Source organism: Rhodococcus sp. KRD197, from assembly GCF_017168235.1.
Taxonomy (GTDB): Bacteria; Actinomycetota; Actinomycetes; order Mycobacteriales; family Mycobacteriaceae; genus Rhodococcoides.
Genome location: NZ_JABFAO010000004.1, coordinates 700,499 through 721,882 on the forward strand (window position 1 = coordinate 700,499; position 21,384 = coordinate 721,882).

The 21,384-nt window shown below is 65.3% G+C and carries 21 protein-coding genes; 18 read left to right on the forward strand and 3 right to left on the reverse strand.

The features are described from left to right. Positions 1–80: 80 nt before the first annotated feature. The 3 genes from J1M86_RS09600 to J1M86_RS09610 are packed head-to-tail and all read left to right on the forward strand — an operon-like array spanning position 81 to position 2,460. Positions 81–380, forward strand: a complete 300-nt coding sequence (locus J1M86_RS09600; RefSeq protein ID WP_075838849.1) for a hypothetical protein — start codon at positions 81–83, stop codon at positions 378–380. Next, positions 377–2,158: a hypothetical protein gene (locus J1M86_RS09605; protein ID WP_206509646.1), complete on the forward strand. Its 1,782-nt coding sequence runs from the start codon at positions 377–379 to the stop codon at positions 2,156–2,158. The genes J1M86_RS09600 and J1M86_RS09605 overlap by 4 nt, the downstream gene beginning before the upstream one ends. Next, positions 2,155–2,460: a hypothetical protein gene (locus tag J1M86_RS09610; RefSeq protein WP_206509647.1), complete on the forward strand. Its 306-nt coding sequence runs from the start codon at positions 2,155–2,157 to the stop codon at positions 2,458–2,460. Before J1M86_RS09605 ends, J1M86_RS09610 begins: the two co-directional genes overlap by 4 nt. Before the next feature lie 35 nt (positions 2,461–2,495). Here J1M86_RS09610 and J1M86_RS09615 read toward each other — a convergent pair whose 3' ends face one another. Next, positions 2,496–3,350, reverse strand: coding sequence for a dienelactone hydrolase family protein (locus J1M86_RS09615; protein ID WP_206509648.1), 855 nt, complete (start codon positions 3,348–3,350; stop codon positions 2,496–2,498). 75 nt (positions 3,351–3,425) lie between these two features. On the opposite strand from J1M86_RS09615, the gene glmS reads away from it, so the two are divergent. The 8 genes from glmS (at position 3,426) to tsaD (ending at position 11,898) form a co-directional block, all read left to right on the forward strand. Continuing rightward, positions 3,426–5,288, forward strand: a complete 1,863-nt coding sequence (gene glmS, locus J1M86_RS09620; RefSeq protein ID WP_206509649.1) for a glutamine--fructose-6-phosphate transaminase (isomerizing) — start codon at positions 3,426–3,428, stop codon at positions 5,286–5,288. A 24-nt stretch (positions 5,289–5,312) separates the two neighbouring features. Next, positions 5,313–6,746: an NAD(P)H-hydrate dehydratase gene (locus J1M86_RS09625; protein ID WP_206509650.1), complete on the forward strand. Its 1,434-nt coding sequence runs from the start codon at positions 5,313–5,315 to the stop codon at positions 6,744–6,746. 152 nt (positions 6,747–6,898) lie between these two features. Further along, positions 6,899–8,071: an alanine racemase gene (gene alr, locus J1M86_RS09630; protein WP_307786618.1), complete on the forward strand. Its 1,173-nt coding sequence runs from the start codon at positions 6,899–6,901 to the stop codon at positions 8,069–8,071. A 38-nt stretch (positions 8,072–8,109) separates the two neighbouring features. Beyond that, positions 8,110–9,108: an alpha/beta fold hydrolase gene (locus tag J1M86_RS09635; protein WP_230557630.1), complete on the forward strand. Its 999-nt coding sequence runs from the start codon at positions 8,110–8,112 to the stop codon at positions 9,106–9,108. A gap of 13 nt (positions 9,109–9,121) precedes the next feature. After that, positions 9,122–9,628: a tRNA (adenosine(37)-N6)-threonylcarbamoyltransferase complex ATPase subunit type 1 TsaE gene (gene tsaE, locus J1M86_RS09640; RefSeq protein ID WP_206510025.1), complete on the forward strand. Its 507-nt coding sequence runs from the start codon at positions 9,122–9,124 to the stop codon at positions 9,626–9,628. A gap of 52 nt (positions 9,629–9,680) precedes the next feature. Continuing rightward, complete coding sequence (gene tsaB, locus J1M86_RS09645) at positions 9,681–10,370, forward strand: tRNA (adenosine(37)-N6)-threonylcarbamoyltransferase complex dimerization subunit type 1 TsaB (protein WP_206509652.1); 690 nt, start codon at positions 9,681–9,683, stop codon at positions 10,368–10,370. Beyond that, complete coding sequence (gene rimI / locus J1M86_RS09650) at positions 10,367–10,843, forward strand: ribosomal protein S18-alanine N-acetyltransferase (protein ID WP_206509653.1); 477 nt, start codon at positions 10,367–10,369, stop codon at positions 10,841–10,843. Before tsaB ends, rimI begins: the two co-directional genes overlap by 4 nt. 11 nt (positions 10,844–10,854) lie before the next feature. Beyond that, a complete protein-coding gene (gene tsaD, locus J1M86_RS09655) occupies positions 10,855–11,898 on the forward strand; it encodes a tRNA (adenosine(37)-N6)-threonylcarbamoyltransferase complex transferase subunit TsaD (RefSeq protein ID WP_206510026.1) in 1,044 nt (347 codons plus the stop codon). Positions 11,899–11,902: 4 nt separating this feature from the next. On the opposite strand, the gene J1M86_RS09660 is transcribed toward tsaD, so the two are convergent. After that, positions 11,903–13,591, reverse strand: a complete 1,689-nt coding sequence (locus J1M86_RS09660) for an Hsp70 family protein (protein WP_206509654.1) — start codon at positions 13,589–13,591, stop codon at positions 11,903–11,905. Positions 13,592–13,830: 239 nt separating this feature from the next. Here J1M86_RS09660 and J1M86_RS09665 point away from each other — a divergent pair, with 239 nt between their 5' ends. The 4 genes from J1M86_RS09665 to groL all read left to right on the forward strand — a co-directional run bounded on the left by J1M86_RS09665 (position 13,831) and on the right by groL (position 17,642). Beyond that, positions 13,831–14,373, forward strand: a complete 543-nt coding sequence (locus tag J1M86_RS09665; protein ID WP_206509655.1) for a potassium channel family protein — start codon at positions 13,831–13,833, stop codon at positions 14,371–14,373. A 19-nt stretch (positions 14,374–14,392) separates the two neighbouring features. Beyond that, positions 14,393–15,442 carry an LLM class flavin-dependent oxidoreductase gene (locus J1M86_RS09670; protein WP_075838860.1) on the forward strand — a complete coding sequence of 350 codons (1,050 nt, stop codon included), beginning with the start codon at positions 14,393–14,395 and terminating at the stop codon, positions 15,440–15,442. 191 nt (positions 15,443–15,633) lie between these two features. Continuing rightward, complete coding sequence (gene groES, locus J1M86_RS09675) at positions 15,634–15,933, forward strand: co-chaperone GroES (protein ID WP_075838861.1); 300 nt, start codon at positions 15,634–15,636, stop codon at positions 15,931–15,933. Positions 15,934–16,028: 95 nt separating this feature from the next. Beyond that, positions 16,029–17,642 (forward strand): chaperonin GroEL, encoded by a 1,614-nt coding sequence (gene groL / locus J1M86_RS09680; RefSeq protein WP_206509656.1) that lies wholly within the window; start codon positions 16,029–16,031, stop codon positions 17,640–17,642. 86 nt (positions 17,643–17,728) lie between these two features. Here groL and J1M86_RS09685 read toward each other — a convergent pair whose 3' ends face one another. Continuing rightward, positions 17,729–18,022: a WhiB family transcriptional regulator gene (locus J1M86_RS09685; RefSeq protein WP_075838862.1), complete on the reverse strand. Its 294-nt coding sequence runs from the start codon at positions 18,020–18,022 to the stop codon at positions 17,729–17,731. A gap of 788 nt (positions 18,023–18,810) precedes the next feature. On the opposite strand from J1M86_RS09685, the gene J1M86_RS09690 reads away from it, so the two are divergent. The 3 genes from J1M86_RS09690 (at position 18,811) to J1M86_RS09700 (ending at position 21,334) form a co-directional block, all read left to right on the forward strand. Continuing rightward, on the forward strand, positions 18,811–19,629 hold the full coding sequence (locus J1M86_RS09690; RefSeq protein ID WP_206509657.1) for a hypothetical protein: 819 nt from the start codon (positions 18,811–18,813) through the stop codon (positions 19,627–19,629). A gap of 123 nt (positions 19,630–19,752) precedes the next feature. Further along, the gene (locus tag J1M86_RS09695; RefSeq protein WP_075838863.1) at positions 19,753–20,331 is read left to right on the forward strand and encodes a sigma-70 family RNA polymerase sigma factor; all 579 of its coding nucleotides are present in this window, start codon (positions 19,753–19,755) and stop codon (positions 20,329–20,331) included. A 121-nt stretch (positions 20,332–20,452) separates the two neighbouring features. Next, positions 20,453–21,334, forward strand: coding sequence for an anti-sigma-D factor RsdA (locus J1M86_RS09700; RefSeq protein WP_307786583.1), 882 nt, complete (start codon positions 20,453–20,455; stop codon positions 21,332–21,334). The last annotated feature ends 50 nt before the right edge of the window (positions 21,335–21,384 follow it).

A 21,384-nucleotide genomic window follows, 5' to 3' on the forward strand; every position in this document is an offset into this window, starting at 1 on the left:
CGTTTCCACGTGGGCTGCGTCGAACATGACAGGGGTTGATGTGCCTCGAAGGGTTTCGACGGTGGGGGAATGGATCCGCAATGGAAATCGATGTCGAGAAGGTGGCCGGTGTCGCCGACGAGCTGGTCCGGTCTGCGGCCGCTCTGACCGACGCAGCAGATGCGGTGACCGAGCTGAGTTTCGGCCCGGCTGTCGCGGGCCGTGTCTACACCGACCTCGGTGCGCGAATTGCTGCGGGTTACGGCGAGGTCGAGGCTGTGATTCGCCGGTGGAGCGAGGGTGAAGACGACAACGCGACGCGGCTTCGTAGCGCGGTAGCTGCGTACACCGCGGCTGATGGTGGGACGGCGCAGTCGATTCGCGGGGTGGTGCCGCGATGAGTCCGCCCGAAAAATCCACGGTCGAATCGCTGCTCGACGAGGGCAGTCGTGGACTCCTGTACTTCGAGCGTTATCTTCCGATACTGCGCCGTGTGGACCCGGCATCGAACTGGAACCATCCCGATCTGTGCGCGCGATACGACGAACAACGTGGGCTGGATACGAACACGTTGGTTCTCGACGCGAGCACGCTGTCCGGTTGTGTTGCGGTAGCGCGAGACCAGCTCGCTCTTCAGCAGGGATCGATAGACCAGCTGGACAGCGCCTGGAGCGGTGTCGCGGCGGAATCCGCGGTAGCGGACCTCCGATCGGACGTTCGCCGTGGACGAGCGCGAACCGAGGCCCTGAACGAGCTGTGTGGAGCCGTGTCGTTCGCCGCTGAGTCACTCCACAGCGCCGTTGCGGACAAGGCAGCGGTGATCGGCCAATTCGATCCCACTTCGAGCGACCCCCACGAGCGATCCTCGGTCGACGGTATGACATTCGACCAAGTCCGGGCTATCGACTTTCTCGCCACGATCGACCCATCCGAGTCGTTGACCTTCGCTCAGGGCCTCGGTGACATCCGATCACTCGCTGCCGTGCTGCCGTCCGTCATCGCTCCGCCACCAGCCTCTCCCGGACCTGAGGGTTTCGGACCCACCGAGCACGGGCCCACCGAGCAGTTGCGGCACGCACGGGCAGTAAGCGACAAGTGGTTGCGTGAGACCTTCGCACCCATCGTGGACGGTGCCTGCCGGAATCTCGTGGACGTGTGTGCGGCGACGGATACCGAGGTGCGTGGCGTTCTGTCGACGCTCGCGGCGGTCGTCGATGCAGTGAACGGCGATGGACCTCCTGGGACAGAGGTGCCTGTACGTGCAGCAACCGCGGAGGCCACACCGCGCGCCGTAGGCGGTGAGAATCCAGCCGGCACCTCAGCCGCAGCGGAGCGTGCCCGAATGTCGGGAGGTTCACCCCTTGCGCCCGCGTCGGGTGAGGAGTCCACACCGACACCTGCTGCCGGGCGACCTGCAGACGTGCGAGCTGCTGTCGAATCGGTGCTCGGAACCGAACCCGACTGCGAGCAACTCGGTCGGGCGTTCGAGCGGGCGGGGCACGAGCTGACCGAGCGGATGAAGTCACTGCTCGGCGAGGCCGTCGCTGCTCTGGTGGCGAACGATGCCGGTTCGTCGGATACGGGTGGGCAAGGGTGTCCCGGAACTTCCGAAACCCCCGGAACTTCCGAAACCCCCAGAACTTCCCAAACTCCCAGCCCTTCCGACAACCCCGATAGCCCTGACGACCGCCCATCCGCTTTCGGCGGGGTGGACCGCGACGAGGGCGCTGCCTCGGGAGCACGTCCGGCACCCGAGGCGGCGCCCCCGCATCCAATACCCTCGCAGCCAGCGCCCCCGGCCGGGGAGTTCGTCGAGCGCGGCCATTTCGAGGCAGCCCTCGACGGGCACAGTGCACGAATTGCGTTGGCACACAACGGGGCAGTGGCATTGGAATTGGGTACGCCGACCGGGAGCAGTCGCTTCGAGCTGAAGCCTGGACCGTTCGGGCTGCCGATCGTGGTGTGCACGGACGAGCCGACGGACACTGTCGGAGCATTCACTCCGGCACCGGTTCAGCGGGAGGACAACGGGCCGCAAGCCCCTGCCGCACCCACACCGGCACCCGAGCCCGAGCCCGCTGCCGTTCCCACACCCACACCTGAACCCGCTGCGATGCCAGCGGCGGGGGAAGTGCACGGTAAGTCCGGTGCACGATTGATGGAGGCTGGGCCGCTGTGACCACTCATACGCCGACCACTCATATGCCGTGGTGGCGCAGCGAGATGCGAAAATTCAGCGCAGAGCGTTCAGCAGCGCTTGCCGAGGCCGACCGAAAGTTCGGTCGAACAGTGCAGGCAGCGGCTCGGGTGCGCTCGGCCGGGAAATCGGTGCACACCGGCCAGCACACGGCTCCGCAGCCGACTTCTCCCGACGAACCTACGTCCTACCTGGTGGCGGCACATCTCGATCGACGAACCCGCCCGACATGGCCGCAGGAGGAGGAAGACCCAGACCTTCCTCGTACCAGCTGGCTGCAGTGAAGCCTCGGTTTCGATCCCGCAGGCAAGGTCGACCGTCAGCGACCGATCAGAGCGCGCACGGTGGAAATCGGGCTCGACTTCGCCTGGTCCTCGATGGGCTCGTGGGGATCGACGACGCGGGTGTTCTTCAGCTCTCCGCTGCCCGCGAGGTCCTCGTACTTCGACTCACCCGTGAGGTGGTAGAGCATGAATGCGGTCAGTAGTACCCGGGTGGTGTTGACCGTCCATCGCTCGGTCTTGGCGACCCCGAGCGGGCTCAGCAGCCTTCTGCCTTCCACCATCCCGTCGGATGATGCCTTCTCGAGCCGACGGAACGTGGATTGCTCTCCCATGGCCTGCGCCAGTGAGTTCGTGTTGTCGTTCAATGTGTCGGTCAGTGCGGCGTCGCCGAGAACCAACCCGGGCACGGTCAGTGTTGCGGCCGCGTCCTCCGCGCTCGGCGAGGTCGGCGCCGGGAAGAGCGCTGCGACGGCTTTGACATCGTGACGCGCTGCAGCTGCGAGAACCGCCACACCGGCGCCCATTCCGTGGCCTGCGACACCCAGCTTGTCGGGGTGGACGCTGATGTCGCCGCCGCCGAGTCGAACCCCGGTCACGATGTCGAGGACTGTGCCGAGATCGGTGGCGAGACCGCGGTGTGACGGCATCGGGCCGCGGCCGGTGTCGGGCGCTGCCGCCACGATTCCCCAGGAAGCGAGGTGTTCGAGGGTGCCCTTGTATCGGTTGGCTCCGAGAAGCCAGCCGTGGCCGAAAGCGACGGCAGGCAAGTTGTAACCCTCGGCCGGGGTGAATACCACTCCCGGTTGGCCGGCGAAAGCAAGGTCGCCGCGAAGCACCTTGTGCGGACCGCGTTTGCCGAGGAGTGCTGCAAGCTTCTTGGGTGTCGCCACGGCTGCAACGCTATCGGATCGGGTGGGCTCGAGGCAGGTATGGGGCCGATGCAATGCCGGGTACCCTGAACCACCATGTGCGGAATCGTGGGATACGTCGGACACCGCCCAGCTCTGGGTGTGGTGATCGAGGCGCTGCGGCGCATGGAATACAGAGGCTACGACTCTGCCGGGATAGCCATTCTCGACGGTGCTGGGTCCACGGCCGTCGAGCGCAAAGCGGGGCGGTTGTCGAACCTGGAGGCCGAGCTCGACGAAATAGGCGCCGACAAGTTCGTGGGTACGACGGGTATGGGGCACACCCGCTGGGCCACCCACGGTCGTCCGACCGATCGCAACGCGCATCCACACCGGGACGCGTCGGGTGCGGTGTCGGTGGTCCACAACGGAATCATCGAGAACTTTGCGCCGCTGCGGTCGGAGCTGGAAGCAGCAGGAATCGAGTTTCACAGCGATACCGACACCGAGGTGGCCGTGCACCTCGTCTCCCAGGCTTACGCGAGCGGCAAGACCGCAGGTGACTTCATCGAGAGCGCCAAGACGGTCGTGCGTCGACTCGAAGGCGCGTTCACCTTGGTCTTCACCCATTCCGACCACCCCGACACCATCGTCGCGGCCCGTCGTTCGACGCCCCTGGTAGTCGGCGTCGGCGAGGGTGAGACGTTCCTGGGATCCGATGTCGCTGCGTTCATCGAACACACCCGCGATGCGGTGGAGCTGGGGCAGGACCAGGTCGTGGTAATCACCGCCGCGGGTTACACGATCACCGATTTCGGCGGCGAAGAGGTGGCCGGCCGCCCGTTCCGCATCGACTGGGACCTGGCGGCAGCGGAAAAAGGTGGCCACGACTACTTCATGCTGAAGGAAATCGAAGAGCAGCCGGCTGCCGTCGCGGACACGTTGATCGGTCACTTCGATCATGGCCGCATCCTGCTCGACGAGCAGCGACTCTCTGATCAGGAGCTGCGCGACGTCGACAAGGTGTTCGTCGTTGCCTGCGGCAGCGCCTACCACTCCGGTTTGGTGGCCAAGTACGCCATCGAGCACTGGACTCGTCTGCCCGTCGAGGTGGAATTGGCCAGCGAATTCCGCTACCGCGACCCGGTCCTCGACCGCTCGACCCTGGTAGTGGCCATCTCGCAGTCCGGTGAGACCGCCGACACCCTCGAGGCCGTCCGTCATGCCAAGGATCAGAAGGCGCGGGTGCTGGCGGTCTGCAACACCAACGGCTCTCAGATCCCACGGGAGGCCGACGCCGTTCTCTACACCCGGGCGGGACCGGAAATCGGCGTGGCCTCGACCAAGGCATTCCTTGCTCAGGTCACCGCGAACTACCTCGTCGGCCTGGCGTTGGCTCAGGCCCGTGGAACCAAGTACCCGGACGAGGTGGCCAGGGAATTCGCCGACATCGAAGCCATGCCGGCGCTGGTGGCACGTGTGCTCGAGACAGTCGAGCCGGTGCGTGAGCTGGCTCGTGAGCTCGCTCATTCGCCGACCATCCTGTTCCTCGGTCGGCACGTCGGATATCCGGTGGCGCTGGAGGGCGCGCTGAAGCTCAAGGAGCTCGCCTACATGCATGCGGAGGGTTTCGCCGCCGGCGAGCTCAAGCACGGCCCCATCGCGCTCATCGAGGACGGCGTCCCGGTCATCGTGGTGATGCCGTCGCCGAAGGGCCGCGCGGTGCTCCACTCCAAGCTGCTGAGCAACATTCGCGAAATCCAGGCTCGGGGTGCTCTCACCGTCGTGATCGCCGAGGAGGGTGACGAGGCCGTACGGCCGTTCGCCGACCATCTGATCGAGATTCCGGCGGCCCCGACGCTGCTGCAGCCACTGCTGTCGACTGTGCCGCTTCAGGTCTTCGCCGCGGAGGTGGCTCAGACTCGCGGATACGACGTCGACAAGCCGCGGAATCTGGCCAAGTCCGTCACCGTCGAATAACCCGCTGGCACCGGAAGGGACGAGATGCGGCAGTACTACACCCCAGATCAGGTGAGGGCGGCCGAGCGGCCCCTGCTGGACTCGTTGGAATCCGGCGTGCTGATGCGTCGAGCTGCACAGGGCCTGGCGACCGTGGTGGCTGCCGAGCTGATCGCTCGAACCGGAGGCGTGTTCGGGCGAAGGGTGTGCGTTCTCGTCGGATCCGGTGACAACGGTGGCGACGGGCTGTGGGCAGGGTCGATCCTGCGCCGACGCGGGGCCGCGGTCACGGCTGTTCTGTCGAACCCGGATCGCACCCACCCAGCAGGGCTCGCTGCCTTCCGCCGTGCGGGCGGACGTGTGGTGTCGATTCCGGGGCCTGCCGATATCGTCATCGATGCCATCGTGGGCATCTCGGGGAAAGGCCCGCTGCGTCCGGATGCCGCCCACATGGTCGGCGCGATCGAAGCGCCGATAGTGGCGGCCGATATCCCCAGCGGTGTCGACCCGCAGACGGGGGCCGTCGACGGGCCGGCCGTCAGGGCGGCGGTCACCGTGACCTTCGGTGCGCGCAAACCCGCTCACGTACTGGCCGTTCCCTACTGCGGTCGAGTCGAACTCGTCGATATCGGACTCTCGCTCCCGGAGCCGTATCTGTCCGCTCTCGAACCGGCCGAGGTGGGAGCGATCTGGCCGATACCCACCGCGGAGGACGACAAGTACACGCAGGGCGTCGTCGGTGTCATGGCGGGCAGCGATCGCTACCCGGGCGCGGCACTGCTGTGTACGGGCGCCGCGGTGGCTGCCACGTCGGGAATGGTTCGCTATCTGGGAACCGCCGCCGCCGAGGTGGTCTCGCACTATCCAGAGGTGATAGTCGCATCCGATCCGAATGATGCCGGACGTGTGCAGGGCTGGGTGATCGGACCGGGTTTCGGCACGGATGCGGATTCGAAGGCGTCGCTCGCCGAGGTTCTTCGATCGGACCTCCCTGTTGTCCTCGACGCCGACGCGCTCACCGTCATCGCCTCAGCGCCCGAACTGGTGAGCGGCCGTGCGGCGCCGACTCTGCTGACCCCGCATGCCGGCGAGTTCGAACGGCTGACCGGACACGCGACCGGCCCGGACCGCGTCGAGGCTGTTCGCGCGTTGGCCTCGCAGTGGGGTGTGACCGTGCTGCTCAAGGGGCGTGCCACGGTGATCGCTGACCGGAACGGCAGAGTGCTCGTCAACGATGCAGGCGGGTCGGCGGCCTCGACCGCTGGGTCGGGAGACGTCCTGGCCGGCATCCTCGGGGCCCTCCTTGCCTCGGGCCTGGATCCGATGATCGCCGCGGCCTGCGGTGCTCGGGTGCACGCGCTGGCCGCGGCCACAGCCGCCTACGGGGCGGGAGGGGAGTTCGCGGCACCGATCTCCGCCGGTCCGCTGCTCGCATCGGTGCGCGACGCGATCAGGATCGTGCGTTCGGTCACGCGATGAGCGGAGAGCGAGAATGCTCCCCCTCGCGTGAACATGCACGCCCACGAGTGGCACTATCGACACTTGTGAAGAATGGACGGGTCGGTGCATCGGGTAGTTCCGACACCGTCTCCGAGACCGACAGGTTCACCGAGACCGGGGGCGGCGGCTCGATCGTCGTCGATCTCGCCGCCATCGACCACAATGTTCGCGTTCTCCGCGAGCACGCGGGGGACGCCGCGACGATGGCCGTGGTGAAGGCAGACGGGTACAACCACGGCGCGGTCCACGTCGCGCACGCGGCTCTGGCTGCGGGTGCACACGAGCTCGGGGTCACCACCGTCGCCGAGGCACTCGCGCTCCGAGACGCCGGCATCACTGCACCGATTCTGTGTTGGCTGCACCGGACGGACACCGATTTCGCGCCGGCGATCGCCTCCGGCGTCGAGATCGGAGTGTCCTCGCTCGGGCAGTTGGCCGCCGTCGTCGATGCCGCTCGTGGCGCGCATCGCACCGCGCAGGTGACGCTCAAGGTCGATACCGGACTCAATCGAAACGGAATAGCGGCCGGGGAGTTCGACGCCGTCTTGTCGCTACTCGCGCGGTCGTCGGCAGAGCAGTCGGTTCGCCTGCGCGGCATCTTCTCCCACCTCGCGTGCGCGGACGAGCCGGGGCATCCGGCGAACGACCGGCAGGCAACAGTGTTGCGGGAGTGTGTGGCCCGTGCCGTGGCGGCTGGAGTTCGCCCCGAGGTGGTGCACCTGGCCAACTCCGCTGCTGCAATGACCCGCCACGATCTTCACTTCGACATGATTCGACCCGGCATCGCGATGTACGGGTTGTCCCCGATTCCCGAACTCGGCGATTTCGGGTTGAAGCCGGCGATGACGGCGTCCGCGCAGGTGGCGTTGGTGAAGAAGATCGGGGCGGGGGAGAGCGTGTCGTACGGCCACACCTGGACCACACCCGAGGACACCATCGTCGGCTTGATTCCCATGGGCTATGCCGACGGTGTGCCACGGAGCTTGAGCGGCCGATTCGACGTTGCGATCGGGGGGCGCCGTTTTCCGTCGGTCGGTCGAGTGTGCATGGATCAGTTCGTGGTGAACCTGGGCCCGGATGGTGCGGGCGTGCAGGCGGGGGACACCGCCGTGCTGTTCGGATCGGGTGAGGCAGGGCAACCCCGTGCCCAGGAATGGGCAGATACGCTGGACACCATCCACTACGAGGTCGTCACCGGCATCGGCGGACGTGCTCGACGTCGGTACACCGGCCTGGCCCAGTTTGGACCTGTGGAAGGCGAACGGACACCGCAACCGACGGCACCCGAGGAGACGTCGACGTGAAGTTGGCACAGAACCTGGGAATTCTGAACAGTGTCGGAATCGCCCTGCGCGAGACAGTGCTGCGTTCCAACAAGGATCCGTTGGCCACCGAGAACTTCGAGTTGATGGACGCCGACCGAGGTTCGATCGTCATCGCGGACGACGGGGTTCCCCTCGCTGTGCGCGAGGTCGGTCCTGCGGACGCGCCGATCACCGCGGTGTTCGTACACGGCTACTGCCTGCGGATGGCCTCCTGGCATTTCCAGCGCCAGGCGCTGGAGCAGGAATGGGGATCGAGTGTCCGCATGGTCTTCTACGATCAGCGCGGGCACGGGCGGTCGGGTCTGCCAACACCGGAGAGCTGCACCATCGCTCAACTCGGACTCGATCTCGACGCGGTGCTCAGGTCGGTTGCGCCCCGCGGGCACCTCATGCTGATCGGCCACTCGATGGGCGGCATGACGATTCTGGCCATGACTCGTCAGAAGCCGGAGATAGTGCGCGAACGGGTAATCGGGGTCGCGCTGATCTCCACGACGGCAGCCGGCCTGACGAAGACCGGCCTCGGACGAAGCCTCTCCAATCCTGTGGTCGACGCATTTCGTCGGGCTGTGCGAACTTCCCCTGGCGTGGTCCAGCTGGGTCGCGGCGCGGCCAAGGCAATGGTGGCTCCGGTGCTGCGGGCCGCGTCCTACGGAACCCGCGTGAGCCCGAGACTCGTCGACTTCACACAGCAGATGATCGACGACACCTCCGTGGTCACGATCGTCAATTTTCTGGAGACTCTCGAGCTGCACGACGAGACCGACGCACTGGTTCACCTCGCCCGCATACCAGTCGCGGTCGTCTGTGGGGACGACGACTGGATAATCCCGTTCGACAAATCGGTTGCGCTGGCGGATGCACTGCCGCACTCGGACATGGTGCGCATCCGCCAAGCCGGCCACCTCGTGCAGCTGGAGTTTCCGGACAAGGTCAACGCTGCGCTCGTGCGGTTGGGTACGCGGGCAAAGGAGATGCGGTCGAAGCGTCGATCCGGGCGGAGGGGCATTGTCTGATTCACACGGGGACGTGTCCGCCGCGGCCGAGAGTGCCGAGGACCGCGAGCGAGCTTTGCCCACCGTGGCGGACACCGAGGCCTTCGGGTTCGAACTCGCGCACACGTTGAATGCCGGGGACCTGGTGATTCTCGACGGCCCCCTCGGCGCCGGCAAGACGGCCATGGCGCGTGGGTTGGCCGCCGGACTCGGTGTGCAGGGCAGGGTGAGTTCGCCGACGTTCGTCATTGCGCGTGAGCATCGACCGGGACCGCGGCCCGGAGGGCTGCCTTCGGTAACCCTGGTTCACGTCGACGCCTACCGACTGGGGATGACCGGGCAGTCGGCGCTCGACGAACTCGATGCCCTCGATCTCGATACCGATCTGGTCGGCGCGGTGGTCGTCGTCGAGTGGGGCGAGGGCTTGGTGGAGACACTCACGGACAGTCACCTACTCGTCCAGTTGCGCAGAGACGACGAGTCGGATGTGCGACGTGTGCGTGTGCGTCGCGTCGGGGCGGTGCCCGCGCGCGGGGTGTGACTCTCGCGGCGCGGACCGAACCGGTAGTTCCGTGCGGGTACTCTGAACTACCGTGCTCGTTCTCGCCGTCGATACCTCCACTCCCGCTGTCACCGCCGGCGTCGTTCGTTTCGCACCCCGCTCGACGGCAGCCGAGGGAAGCGATGCCGGTATCGAGACTCTCGCGCAGCGCATCGTGGTCGATGCGCGACTGCATGCCGAGGTGCTCACCCCGAACATCGTCGAATGTCTCGAACAGTCGGCTCTCGCCCCATCCGATCTCGACGCCGTCGTGGTCGGTATCGGCCCCGGTCCGTTCACCGGACTACGCGTGGGGATGGCTACCGCGGCCGCCTTCGGTGACGCCTTGGGCATACCGGTTCACGGTGTCTGCAGTCTCGACGCCATCGCCGCCGAATTGTTGTCGGAACCGGAGTTGCTGGTGGTCACAGACGCGCGCCGGCGTGAGGTGTATTGGGCGCGGTATCGCAATGGTGTCCGGGTGGCAGGTCCGCAGGTCTGTGGTCCCGAGTCGGTCGACCGCGGTGGAGCCACCGTGGCGGCAGGCTCCCCTGCGCACGCGGCACTGTTCGAGATGCCGGTGCGAGAAGTGATGTCGCCGACTCCGCACGGGCTGGTGCTGGTAGCGGCCACCGCATTGATCTCCGGAGCGACGCCGCAACCGCTCGTCCCGATGTACCTGCGGCGACCGGACGCGAAGACCATCGCCGAGCGGGAAGCAGCGAAGCAGGTCGGCCGATGAGCGTGGAGATCACGTCGATGGTGGCGGCCGATGCCGCGCGTTGCGCCGAACTCGAAAGCGTGTTGTTCCCGGGTGACGACCCCTGGTCCGAGCGTGCTTTCCTGTCGGAACTCGCTGCGCCGCACAATCATTACTTCGCTGCGCGAGAAGGGGACCACCTCGTGGGTTACGCGGGCATCGCTCTGCTCGGCCGGGGGGAAGCGGTCGAATCGGAGGTACACACCATCGGCGTCGACCCTGCCGCGCATCGCCGCGGAGTCGGCGGTTCCCTGCTGAAAGCGCTGCTCGATACTGCCGACCGGCACGGTGGCCCGGTGTTCCTCGAAGTGCGAACCGACAACACCCCGGCCATCGAGTTGTACAACAGGGAAGGATTCGTGGTGGTCGGCACTCGACGAAACTACTATCAACCCAGTGGCGCAGACGCTTTCACGATGCAGCGCCCGGTCGTGGGGGCGGTGAATCAAGCGTGAACGTCGACGGCCTGAAGGTCATGGGCATCGAAAGTTCCTGCGACGAAACCGGTGTGGGAATCGTGCGCTGGCATGAATCCGGAACCTGCGAACTACTCGCCGACGAGGTCGCGTCCAGCGTCGACGAACACGCACGGTACGGCGGTGTAGTGCCCGAGGTGGCCTCGCGTGCACATCTCGAAGCGATCGTGCCGACGATGCGGCGTGCACTGGCTACCGCCGATATCGACCGCCCGGACGCGGTAGCGGTGACGATCGGTCCGGGTCTCGCGGGCGCCCTGTTGGTCGGCGTCGCTGCTGCCAAAGCGTATGCGGCTGCGTGGGGTGTGCCCTTCTACGCGGTCAATCACCTCGGTGGTCACGTTGCCGTCGACACGCTCGAACACGGTCCGATGCCCTCGTGCGTGGCCCTGCTGGTTTCCGGTGGACACACTCACCTCCTGCACGTCGACGACCTCGGTGCGCCGATCGTGGAGTTGGGGACCACGGTGGATGACGCGGCGGGTGAGGCCTTCGACAAGGTCGCCCGACTCCTCGGACTGGGCTATCCCGGTGGTCCGGCTCTCGATGACGCTGCGCGCGAGGGTGATCCCGCTGCGATTGCGTTTCCTCGAGGAATGACCGGCCCACAGGATGCGCGCTACGACTTCTCGTTCTCGGGTGTGAAGACCGCGGTCGCGCGCTTCGTCGAGGCGCGCCGTCGTGCCGGGGACAGCATTCCTGTCGCGGACATCGCGGCGTCGTTCCAGGAATCGGTTGCGGACGTGTTGACGATGAAGGCGGTGCGTGCGGCCGAGGACGTCGCTGTGGATACGGTTGTCCTGGGCGGCGGTGCCACGGCCAATTCCAGAATCCGATCGATGGTCGAGGCACGCTGCGGCGCAGCGGGTCTGACGCTCAGAATTCCGAGGCCGCGACTGTGCACGGACAACGGCGTCATGATCGCTGCATTGGGTGCGCACCTCGTCGCCGGGGGAGCCGAGCCTTCCGATTTGTCGGTGGCGACCGATCCAGGTCTCCCGGTTTCGACCAGTTTCGTCACAAAACGCAGCTAGCGGGTCAACCGACCGTTTCCGCCGCGTCGGACTCGGCAGTTCCGCTGCTCGGCGGCGGAGTCCATACCGTCGACGGGGGAGCCAGGGTGGGCGATGTCGGCTCGGCCTGGGCGTCCGTGGTGGGCGTGACCAGAGTGGGCGTCGCCCCTGTGGTAGCCGTGGGCGGTTCGGTCGTCGAGTCCGGCGTCGGCTCCACCGGAGTGTCCGATTCGGTGGGATTCTCGCTGGGCGGAACGGCGGTCGTCTCCTCGGGCGCCGGGGTGGCGTCGGGCTCCGTCGAATCGGTCGGGCTCGGCACTGCTGCGCTCGGTGGGGACTCCGGCTCCGTCGAGGTCGGCGCCGATCTCGCAGGGGTCGGGTCGGGCGCGAGCTGGCGTGTGGTCGATCGTGCGGGCCACTCGATGATCGGAAGGTCGGGCGCGGGCGTGAGTGTCGGAGTCGGGGTCGGGGTCGCGCGCGTAGTGGCAGGCCCGCCCCGAGGCATCGAAGGCACACTGACGGTCGAATCAGTGCCGGTCGAGGTCGGAACCGAAGGCGCCTCGTCCTCGGGCAGTTCGGGCCGTGTCTCGTTGTTCGCCGATTCGACGGCCGAACCAGCCGGCGTGACATCGGCTTCGCCGCGCAGAGCAAGGGCCTGCACCCCGTAGGCCAGTACGATCACGCCGGCAACGAGTGCTGCGAGCACTGCGCCCGAATACTTGCCGACCGATCGACTACTGGTGTTCGTTGCGCCTCCGACGGTGTCGTAGGTGCTCGCGTAGTGCGTTCCGGCAGCATGCATACCTGCCGAGGAGTCGAGTGCGAGTCGAGCAGCGCCTTTCGCAAGCACGGTATCGGCCTCGTCGGGCACGAGCGTGGGGACCTTCAGCGCCGATTCGAACGTGGATCGCACGAGAGGAATGCTCGCGCCTCCGCCGATGAGAACGACAGCCTCTATCGCCGCGTCGACCGACGCGGCAGTCTCTCTCGTGAACTCGGCTACGCCGTCGACCCGAGGTCGTAGTGCATCCGCGAACGATGCCCGATCGACCGATGCGCCCTCGATCCCGCTCACAGCCGCGGAATCCGCAGTCGACAGGTGCTCCTTGGCCGCCCGGTATCGGGCGGAGATTCGGCTCCGCTCGCCGCGTTTGACCCCTCGGTCGTTACGCAGGCTCGGTTCCGCAATTGTGTTGTGACCGTGCACCAGGTCTCTCAGGATTCGGTCCGCCACCGTGCCGCCGAAGCGGTCGGTGCGATCGGTGGCGTGAACGGTGCCGGTGTGAGGGTCGATGATGGAAACCGTCGTACCGGAGGCGCCGATGTCGACGACGGCCACGGAGTCGTACCGCGCGACCAATCCCGAATTCTCGAGGAAAGCATGCGCCGCGGCGGCTTCAGGCACGAGAAGAACGCTGCGGTCCGAGTGGGCGAGCGCCGACCGGATCGACGAGGCTTGTTCGGTGGTGCGATACGACACGGCGATCGCGTTCGGTGCGCGTCGACCGGTTGCTTCCGGCGACGTGGGATCGGAAGGTGCGAGGGAGGCCATAAGTTCGATGGCCGAGGCCACGAGTTCGCCGATGTCGGAGTTGACATCCCCATCGGCGGAAATCGTTCGGTACTCGACCGAGTGGGTGCCATCGACGCATTCGACGAGGAGGACCGCGCACACCACGTCGGTGCCGGCGGATACTCCGATACCGATCTTCATGGTGCACCTCCCGCCTCGTTCGCATACGAACGCAGCCGGTGAGCCTGGTTCGCCGGTTCCGGCGCTTTCGGCCAGTCACCACGTGTATTCCTTCACGGATATCACGTCTCGTTATCTTAACGTTACAGAACCGAAAGGGTGAATGTGAAACGCGGCTCGCGCGAACGGGGGCAAAAGCTGGAGCTCTGTTCGAGAATTCGAAGGTCCGGTCACAAACGATTCCTACGAAGGTGGAAAAGATGACGTCCTCGGATTCGTACCAGCAACTGGACGATTCTGCCAGGCGCGCGGTCATTCGGCGCGCAGTGCTCCGTCCGATCGCCACCGCGGTTGTGTTGACCACGGGCTACTTCGTTGTTCCGATGGACGACGTTGCCGATCTCGGTTCCGTAGTCTTGCTGGTGGCGACGCTGGTTGTGGTCGTACTGGTGTGCATATGGCAGGTGCACCGAGTGGTGCGCGCCGACTATCCGGCCCTGCAGGCCGGGGAAGCGCTCGGTGCCGTCATCTCCGTCTACCTCATCGGTTTCGCGGCGGGCTACTACCTCTTGGCCGAGCGTCATTCGGGCGATTTCTCCGAGTCGCTCACGCGGGTGGGAAGTCTGTATTTCACGCTGTCCGTCTTCTCGACGGTCGGCTTCGGGGATATCACCGCCTCGACCGATCTGGCCCGCGCAATCGTCTCGGTGCAGATGGTCTGCAATGTCCTTTTCGTCGCACTGGGCGGACGATTGCTCGTCGCGGCAGTGCGCCGCGGGCAAGCGCGGAAAGCTCGAGGCTAGTGCCGGTTAGGCTTTTTTCATGAGCAATCCACCGTTCGAACTGGGAGTCACCACATTCGTCGAGACGTATCCGGATCCGCATACGGGCGATCTCACCTCGCACGGTGATCGACTCAGGCAGGTGGTGGAGGAAGCGCAGGCCGCCGAGGCGGCGGGTCTCGACATCTACGGCGTCGGTGAGCATCACCGTGAAGATTTCGCGGCATCCGCACCGGCCGTCGTACTGGGGGTGATCGCGGGCTCGACCCGGTCGATACGACTTACCAGCGCAGTGACCGTACTGAGTTCCGACGACCCTGTGCGGGTCTTTCAGGACTTCGCCACGCTCGATCAGATGTCGTCCGGGCGCGCCGAGATCATCGCTGGCCGAGGCTCCTTCACCGAGTCGTTCCCGTTGTTCGGGTACGACCTCGCCGACTACGACGAACTGTTCGCCGAGAAACTCGATCTGCTCGTAGCTCTCCGTGACTCGGCTTCGGTGACGTGGTCGGGTGCGCACCGCAGTTCGTTGATCGACCATGTGGTGTATCCACGCCCTTTCCAGGACCCGTTGCCGGTGTGGGTGGGTGTCGGCGGCAACCCTCAGTCGGTGGTCCGCGGAGCCTCGTACGGCCTGCCGATGGCCTTGGCCATCATCGGTGGTGAACCAGCACGCTTCGCTCCGTTCGCGGATCTGCATCGTCGGGCCCTGGCCGAGCTCGGCAAACCTCACGCCCCGATCGCAGTACATGCCCACGGGTATGTCGGCGATGCCACGCAGGCAGCAGCAGACGAGTTCTTTCCGCCCTATCGGGTGGCGATGTCCCACATCGGGCGCGAGCGAGGATGGGGACCGATTTCACGGTCGTCCTTCGACGCTTCCAGGTCCCCGGATGGCGCGCTCTACATCGGAGACCCTGCGGTCGTCGCCGACAAGATCGTCTCGACCGCGCAGCAACTCGGACTCGAGCGCTTCATGTTGCACATCAGCGTCGGGACCTTGCCGCACGAGAAAGTTCTGCATGCGATCGAGTTGCTCGGCACCGAGGTGGCCCCGCTGGTGCGTGCGGCCATGTCGGACCGCACCTGAAGTGTTTGCACACGTTGGGGTTGAGTGCTGGCACTCGCGTGTATAGAGTGCTAGTTGGCGCTGAGCGAAGTCCCGGAACCCGCGACGACGGGAACGAGCGAAGAGCTGCGAACGTAGAACAATATCGGCAAAACACAGCAGTTCGGGGATCCGACCCCGGACGCGTACCCCATAACAATGGAGGGCTCAACGTGGCGAGCGTGAAAATCAAGCCGCTCGAGGACAAGATCCTCGTCCAGGCCAACGAGGCCGAGACGACGACCGCCTCCGGTCTGGTCATCCCCGACACAGCCAAGGAGAAGCCTCAGGAAGGCACCGTCGTCGCAGTCGGCGAGGGTCGTGTCACCGAGAAGGGCAACCGGATCCCGGTCGACGTCAAAGAAGGCGACACCGTCATCTACAGCAAGTACGGCGGCACCGAGATCAAGTACGCCGGCGAGGAGTACCTGATTCTGTCGGCACGCGACGTGCTGGCCGTAATCGGTAAGTAAGCCTCACGCATTCCGCCCCGGAGCCCGACACACTCGGTCCCGGGGCGGACTGCGTTTCGATCGACTTTCCGCACTCGAAGGAGTAGCCCCAGAAGATGTCCAAAGAAATCATTTTCAATGAGAACGCGCGTCGCGCTCTCGAGCGTGGCGTCGACAAGCTCGCCGACGCCGTCAAGGTCACGCTCGGGCCACGCGGCAGGCATGTCGTGCTCGCCAAGGCCTTCGGTGGTCCCACTGTCACCAACGACGGTGTGTCCATTGCACGCGAGATCGACCTGGAAGACCCGTTCGAGAACCTCGGCGCGCAGTTGGTCAAGAGCGTCGCGACCAAGACCAACGATGTGGCCGGTGACGGCACCACGACGGCAACCGTGCTCGCGCAGGCGTTGGTTCGCGGTGGACTCAAGAACATCGCGGCGGGTGCAAACCCCATCGCGCTGGGCTCCGGCATCGCCAAGGCTGCCGACAAGGTCGCCGAGGCACTTCTGGCTGCAGCGACTCCCGTCGAGGGCAAGGAAGCCATCGCGCAGGTCGCTACCGTTTCCTCCCGTGACCCTGAGATCGGTGAACTCGTCGGTGAAGCTCTCACTCGTGTCGGTGCCGACGGCGTCGTCACGGTCGAGGAATCGTCGACTCTGAGCACCGAGCTCACCGTCACCGAGGGTGTTCGGTTCGACAAGGGCTACCTCTCGCCCTACTTCGTGACCGATCTCGACTCCCAGCAGGCCGTGCTCGAGGACGCATACATCCTCCTGCACCGCGAGAAGATCACCTCGCTTCCGGATTTCCTTCCGCTTCTGGAGAAGGTCGCCGAGAGTGGCAAGCCGCTGCTGATCATCGCCGAGGACACCGAGGGCGAAGTTCTGTCCACCCTCGTCGTGAACTCGATCCGCAAGACGATCAAGGCAGCGGCCGTCAAGGCTCCGTTCTTCGGTGACCGTCGCAAGGCGTTCCTCGATGACCTCGCAGTCGTCACTGCCGGCCAGGTCATCACCTCCGATGTGGGTCTGAGCCTGAAGGAAGCCGGTCTGGAGCTCCTCGGCCAGGCTCGTCGCGTCGTGGTGACCAAGGACGACACCACCATCGTCGACGGGGCGGGCACCCAGGTCGATATCGACGCTCGCGTTGCGCAGCTGCGTCGCGAAATCGAGAACACCGACTCCGAATGGGACCGCGAGAAGCTCGAAGAGCGTCTGGCGAAGCTGTCCGGCGGCGTCGCGGTCATCAAGGTCGGCGCCGCAACCGAGACCGAACTCAAGGAACGCAAGTTCCGTGTCGACGACGCCGTCAACGCGGCGAAGGCAGCGGTCGAAGAGGGCATCGTGCCCGGCGGTGGTTCTGCTCTGACGCAGGCCGCGCTGTCTCTCGCCGACGATCTGGGTCTCACCGGTGACGAGGCGACTGGTGTCGCAGTCGTGCGCAACGCGCTCAACGCTCCGCTGTTCTGGATCGCCACGAACGCCGGTATGGACGGATCAGTCGTGGTGAACAAGGTCGCCGAGCTGGCCAAGGGACACGGTTTCAACGCCGCGACCCTCACCTATGGCGACCTGCTCGCTGATGGTGTCGTCGATCCGGTGAAGGTCACTCGTTCGGCAGTGGTCAATGCAGCGTCCGTCGCGCGCATGATCCTGACGACCGAGAGCGCCATCGTCGAAAAGCCTGTCGAAGAAGAAGAGTCGGCGGGCGGGCACGGTCACAACCACTGACCTGAACTGCCGAGAACGAACGAGGACCCCGCCCGAGCAATCGGACGGGGTCCTCGTTCGTTTGATGTTCTCTTGCGTGTGCCCCGTCAGACGGCGATGCGGCGACGGTTGTGCCGTGCGTGCATTTCTCGTTCGGTCTCCGACATTCCGCCCCAGATTCCGTAGGGCTCGGAGACGCTGAGCGCGTGCGACCGGCACTGGGCGAGCACTGGGCAGCTTCGGCACATCTCTTTGGCGCGCATCTCGCGCTGGGCGCGTGCTCGGCCGCGTTCGCCGTCCGGATGGAAGAACATCGACGAGTCGACCCCGCGGCAGAGTCCGTGCATCTGCCAGTCCCAGATATCTGCGTTGGGCCCAGGGAGGTGGTTCGGTTGTGGCATGAGAGCTCCTAGGGGTGTGTGCTCGCCGGCTTCGGTTGTGGCGATGTTGCGGCGACGCGTCTGATCGACGCCCGGGATGGGGCTTTGTGTCCTCTGCGGTGAAGACGATGGTGTGGTCTACTCGTTCTGCAAAACCGTCGTGTGACGCCGGTCCGTAGGAACTGAAACAACGTTATGTGCGGCTGTGAAATGGCGTCAATAGCCCTCCACCGTGGCGTTTTGCATAGGTGAAAACCGAGAAATTAACTCCCGCGACATTTACTTGTACCCCTTTTCGTGCGTGACGTCTGAGCGCTTGCGGATTCCCGGAGACACTGCCTTGGCGATGCGATGAGCATCGCAGTGTCGACCTCGGCGGTTGTCAGGTGCTGACAAGCGGTTGAGGTGGCGCTCACGTCGAACCGGCTACCGCCGTGAATCGCCTGCTCGCAGAGCTGTCAAGGAGTCATTGCGCGGATTGACGGCGGAGCCGGTACACGGCGCGGCCAGGGTAGGAATTCGGGTCCCGCGCCACCGGTCCGAGTCCTCGGACGGGTGCGCCCGGCTCGAAATCGCAACCGGGTGCCTATCGACCGCAACAGTTCTGCCGAGAAGGCATTAACCTGTTGGATACGAAATGGACAGATTCAGCTCACATCGTGGTTACCGAACGAATTGTTAATTCCGTGAAACAAAGGGCCGAAGCGTTCATTTATCACCGTCGAGTCCGGGGAAAGTACCGAAACACGCAGTCGAAATGAGATCCGCAACCCCAACGGCTGGGGATCTTCTTACGTACTGTTCGACTCGTGAACGTGCCGACCGCTTGGGGACCCGATCCGGGCCGGTGGCCGTTATCCTCGGCCACCGATCCGACCGCGAAGTGGCACCGCGCAGTGGCGCTGGGCGGCCAGGGTAGATACAACGCCGCCGCCGCCGAACTCGACGCGCTCGAGGCCGAAGCAGGTGTGCCGGTAGCGTTGAGATCGCTGATGGCCTCGACGAGGGCTTCCTGGTCGAGGCAGACCGGAGGTCACGCCGCTGCCGCCGCGCACGATGGAGCCGCCCTCGCGCTGGTAGGCCTGACAGCAGACTCGGACTCGGCATCGGGGTCGGACTCGGCGGACATCGTCGAGGCGCAGTGCGACGCGTTGACCGGACTGGCCGCAGACATGCTGGGCGTCGGACGTCTTGCCACCTCGGATGCCTTGCTCACCCGTTGTGGACATCTTCTGGATTTGGGTTGGCCCCCCGAGCGGATGTGGCGCCAGCAGCTGAGGATGCAGTGGGTACGCGCGGAACTCGCGATGGTCTCGGGTGACGGTCGGACTGCACTTCGACACGCCCTGGATGCACGTGAGCGTTCGACCGATACCATTTCGTTGCGCCACCGGGTGAAGACGGAGCTGATCACGGCGGCGGCGTACTGCACGACGGGAGAAGTCGGGGATAGTCGCACGATCGCATACAGCGTGGTAGACGTCTGCGCCGAGCACGGGTTGGTCCCATTGCGCTGGGCGGCAGCGATGTTGCTGAACGGTCTCGGTGAGGTCACGACAGCACTGCCCATTGCCGACGAATGCGCGGTGATTCTGCGCCACCGTGGAGCGGTCCTTGCTGGTGCGTGAATCCGCGTACCGAGCGGTTCGAATCGGAGGGTGTGAGGTAGCTATTCTTACTAGGTTCCACCTACTGGTGGAAACGTCGTCGAACTCCGGCGGCGTCACTGTAACGCTGGGAAATCTTGAGCGATGAACAACACGGGTGAGGAGTTGGACTCCTTCGTCGTTGCCGCAGCGCAGGGCGAACGAGCCGCACTTTCCCGAGTGCTGGAAATCATCCGTCCACTCGTCGTGCGGTACTGCCGCGCGCGAGTGGGGTCTGCTGAGCGCGGTCAGCTCTCGGCGGACGACGTGGCTCAGGAGGTCTGCTTGGCCGTCATGACCGCCTTGCCGCGTTACCAGGATCAGGGCCGACCGTTCATGGCCTTCGTGTACGGAATAGCGGCTCACAAAGTTGCCGACGCGCATCGAAGCGCCTCGCGTAACAAATCGGACCCGGCCGCCGAAGTACCGGATGTCGTATCCACCGAACACGGACCCGAGCAGCGTGCGCTCGAATCCGAGTCCAGCAGACAGATGACCGAACTGCTGGGAACGCTTCCGGCGAAGCACCGAGAAATTTTGGTACTCCGTCTGGTCGTCGGTCTGTCGGCCGAGGAAACGGCGGCAGCAGTGGGCAGTACGGCAGGCGCGGTACGCGTGGCTCAACATCGAGCCCTCGCGAAGTTGAAGAACGAAGTTGTGAAAGCGGGTGAAATGTATGGCTAGGAACAACGGCCGTGATGGCATTCCCCGTATTGGTCGCCACGATCATTCGGCGCCGAAGCATGCCTCTGACGGGACTGTCGGCGATCTGTCGACAGAAACCGGTCCAGTAGACATTGCTGCAGTGCGACGAGACGACGAGTTCATCGAGGCGATCCGCGGTGACGGCCCGGTCGCCACGGACAACGCCGACGAATACCAGCTCGCATTGCTGCTGACGAACTGGCGAGCCGAGATCATCGCTCCAGCACTTCCGTCGGGTCCTGACCTGGATGAGGTGGCCGCAGCGGTCGATCACGAGATCGCCGCCGCCGGTTTGTCCCGAAGGGCATCGGTCGGTAGGCGATCGAGTCTGCTCAGGCCAGTGGCGGGTGCCGCGGCGGCGATTGCCGTCGTCGTGGGCGGCTTGGTTGCCTTCTCGTACGATTCCGCGCCCGGAGATCCGCTGTGGAGTGTGAAGTCTGTCGTGTTCTCGGAGCAGGCCGATTCCACCGTCGCTCAAATGGAGACGACGTCGAAGCTGGAACAGGCCGAAGAACTGATCGCATCCGGCGATGTCGACGGAGCTCGGGCTCTCCTCGACGGGGCGGCTGCGAGTACCGGGTCGGTCATCAACCCCGCTCAGCGCTCCGATCTCGAGATCTGGATGCAACGATTGCTCGATCAAGTGCAGACGTTCGTGCCAACGATCCCGACGATTCCGCCGATTCTCCAGGCCCCCATTCTGCCTGCACCCCCGGTTGGCACCGTGGCACCGGAAGCGATCCCCGGTGTTCCTGTGACGTCGGTTCCGCAGCAGCCGCTGCCGCCGATCACAACCGAGCCCGCGCTTCCGCCGGTATCGAGTGCGCCGGTATCGCCCGCACCCTCGGAACCGCCGGTTACCACCACCGTTCCGAATCCGACCATCTTGCGCGAGCCGAGCCCGACGGCAACTGCAAGTGGCTCGACTTCGGGCGGGACATCACAGCAACCGCGTGTCGACACGGCCGACAACGGCGGCTGAGCAGGATTCAGCCGAGTCACATGCAAAGGTGCCCTCCACGATTTCGTGGA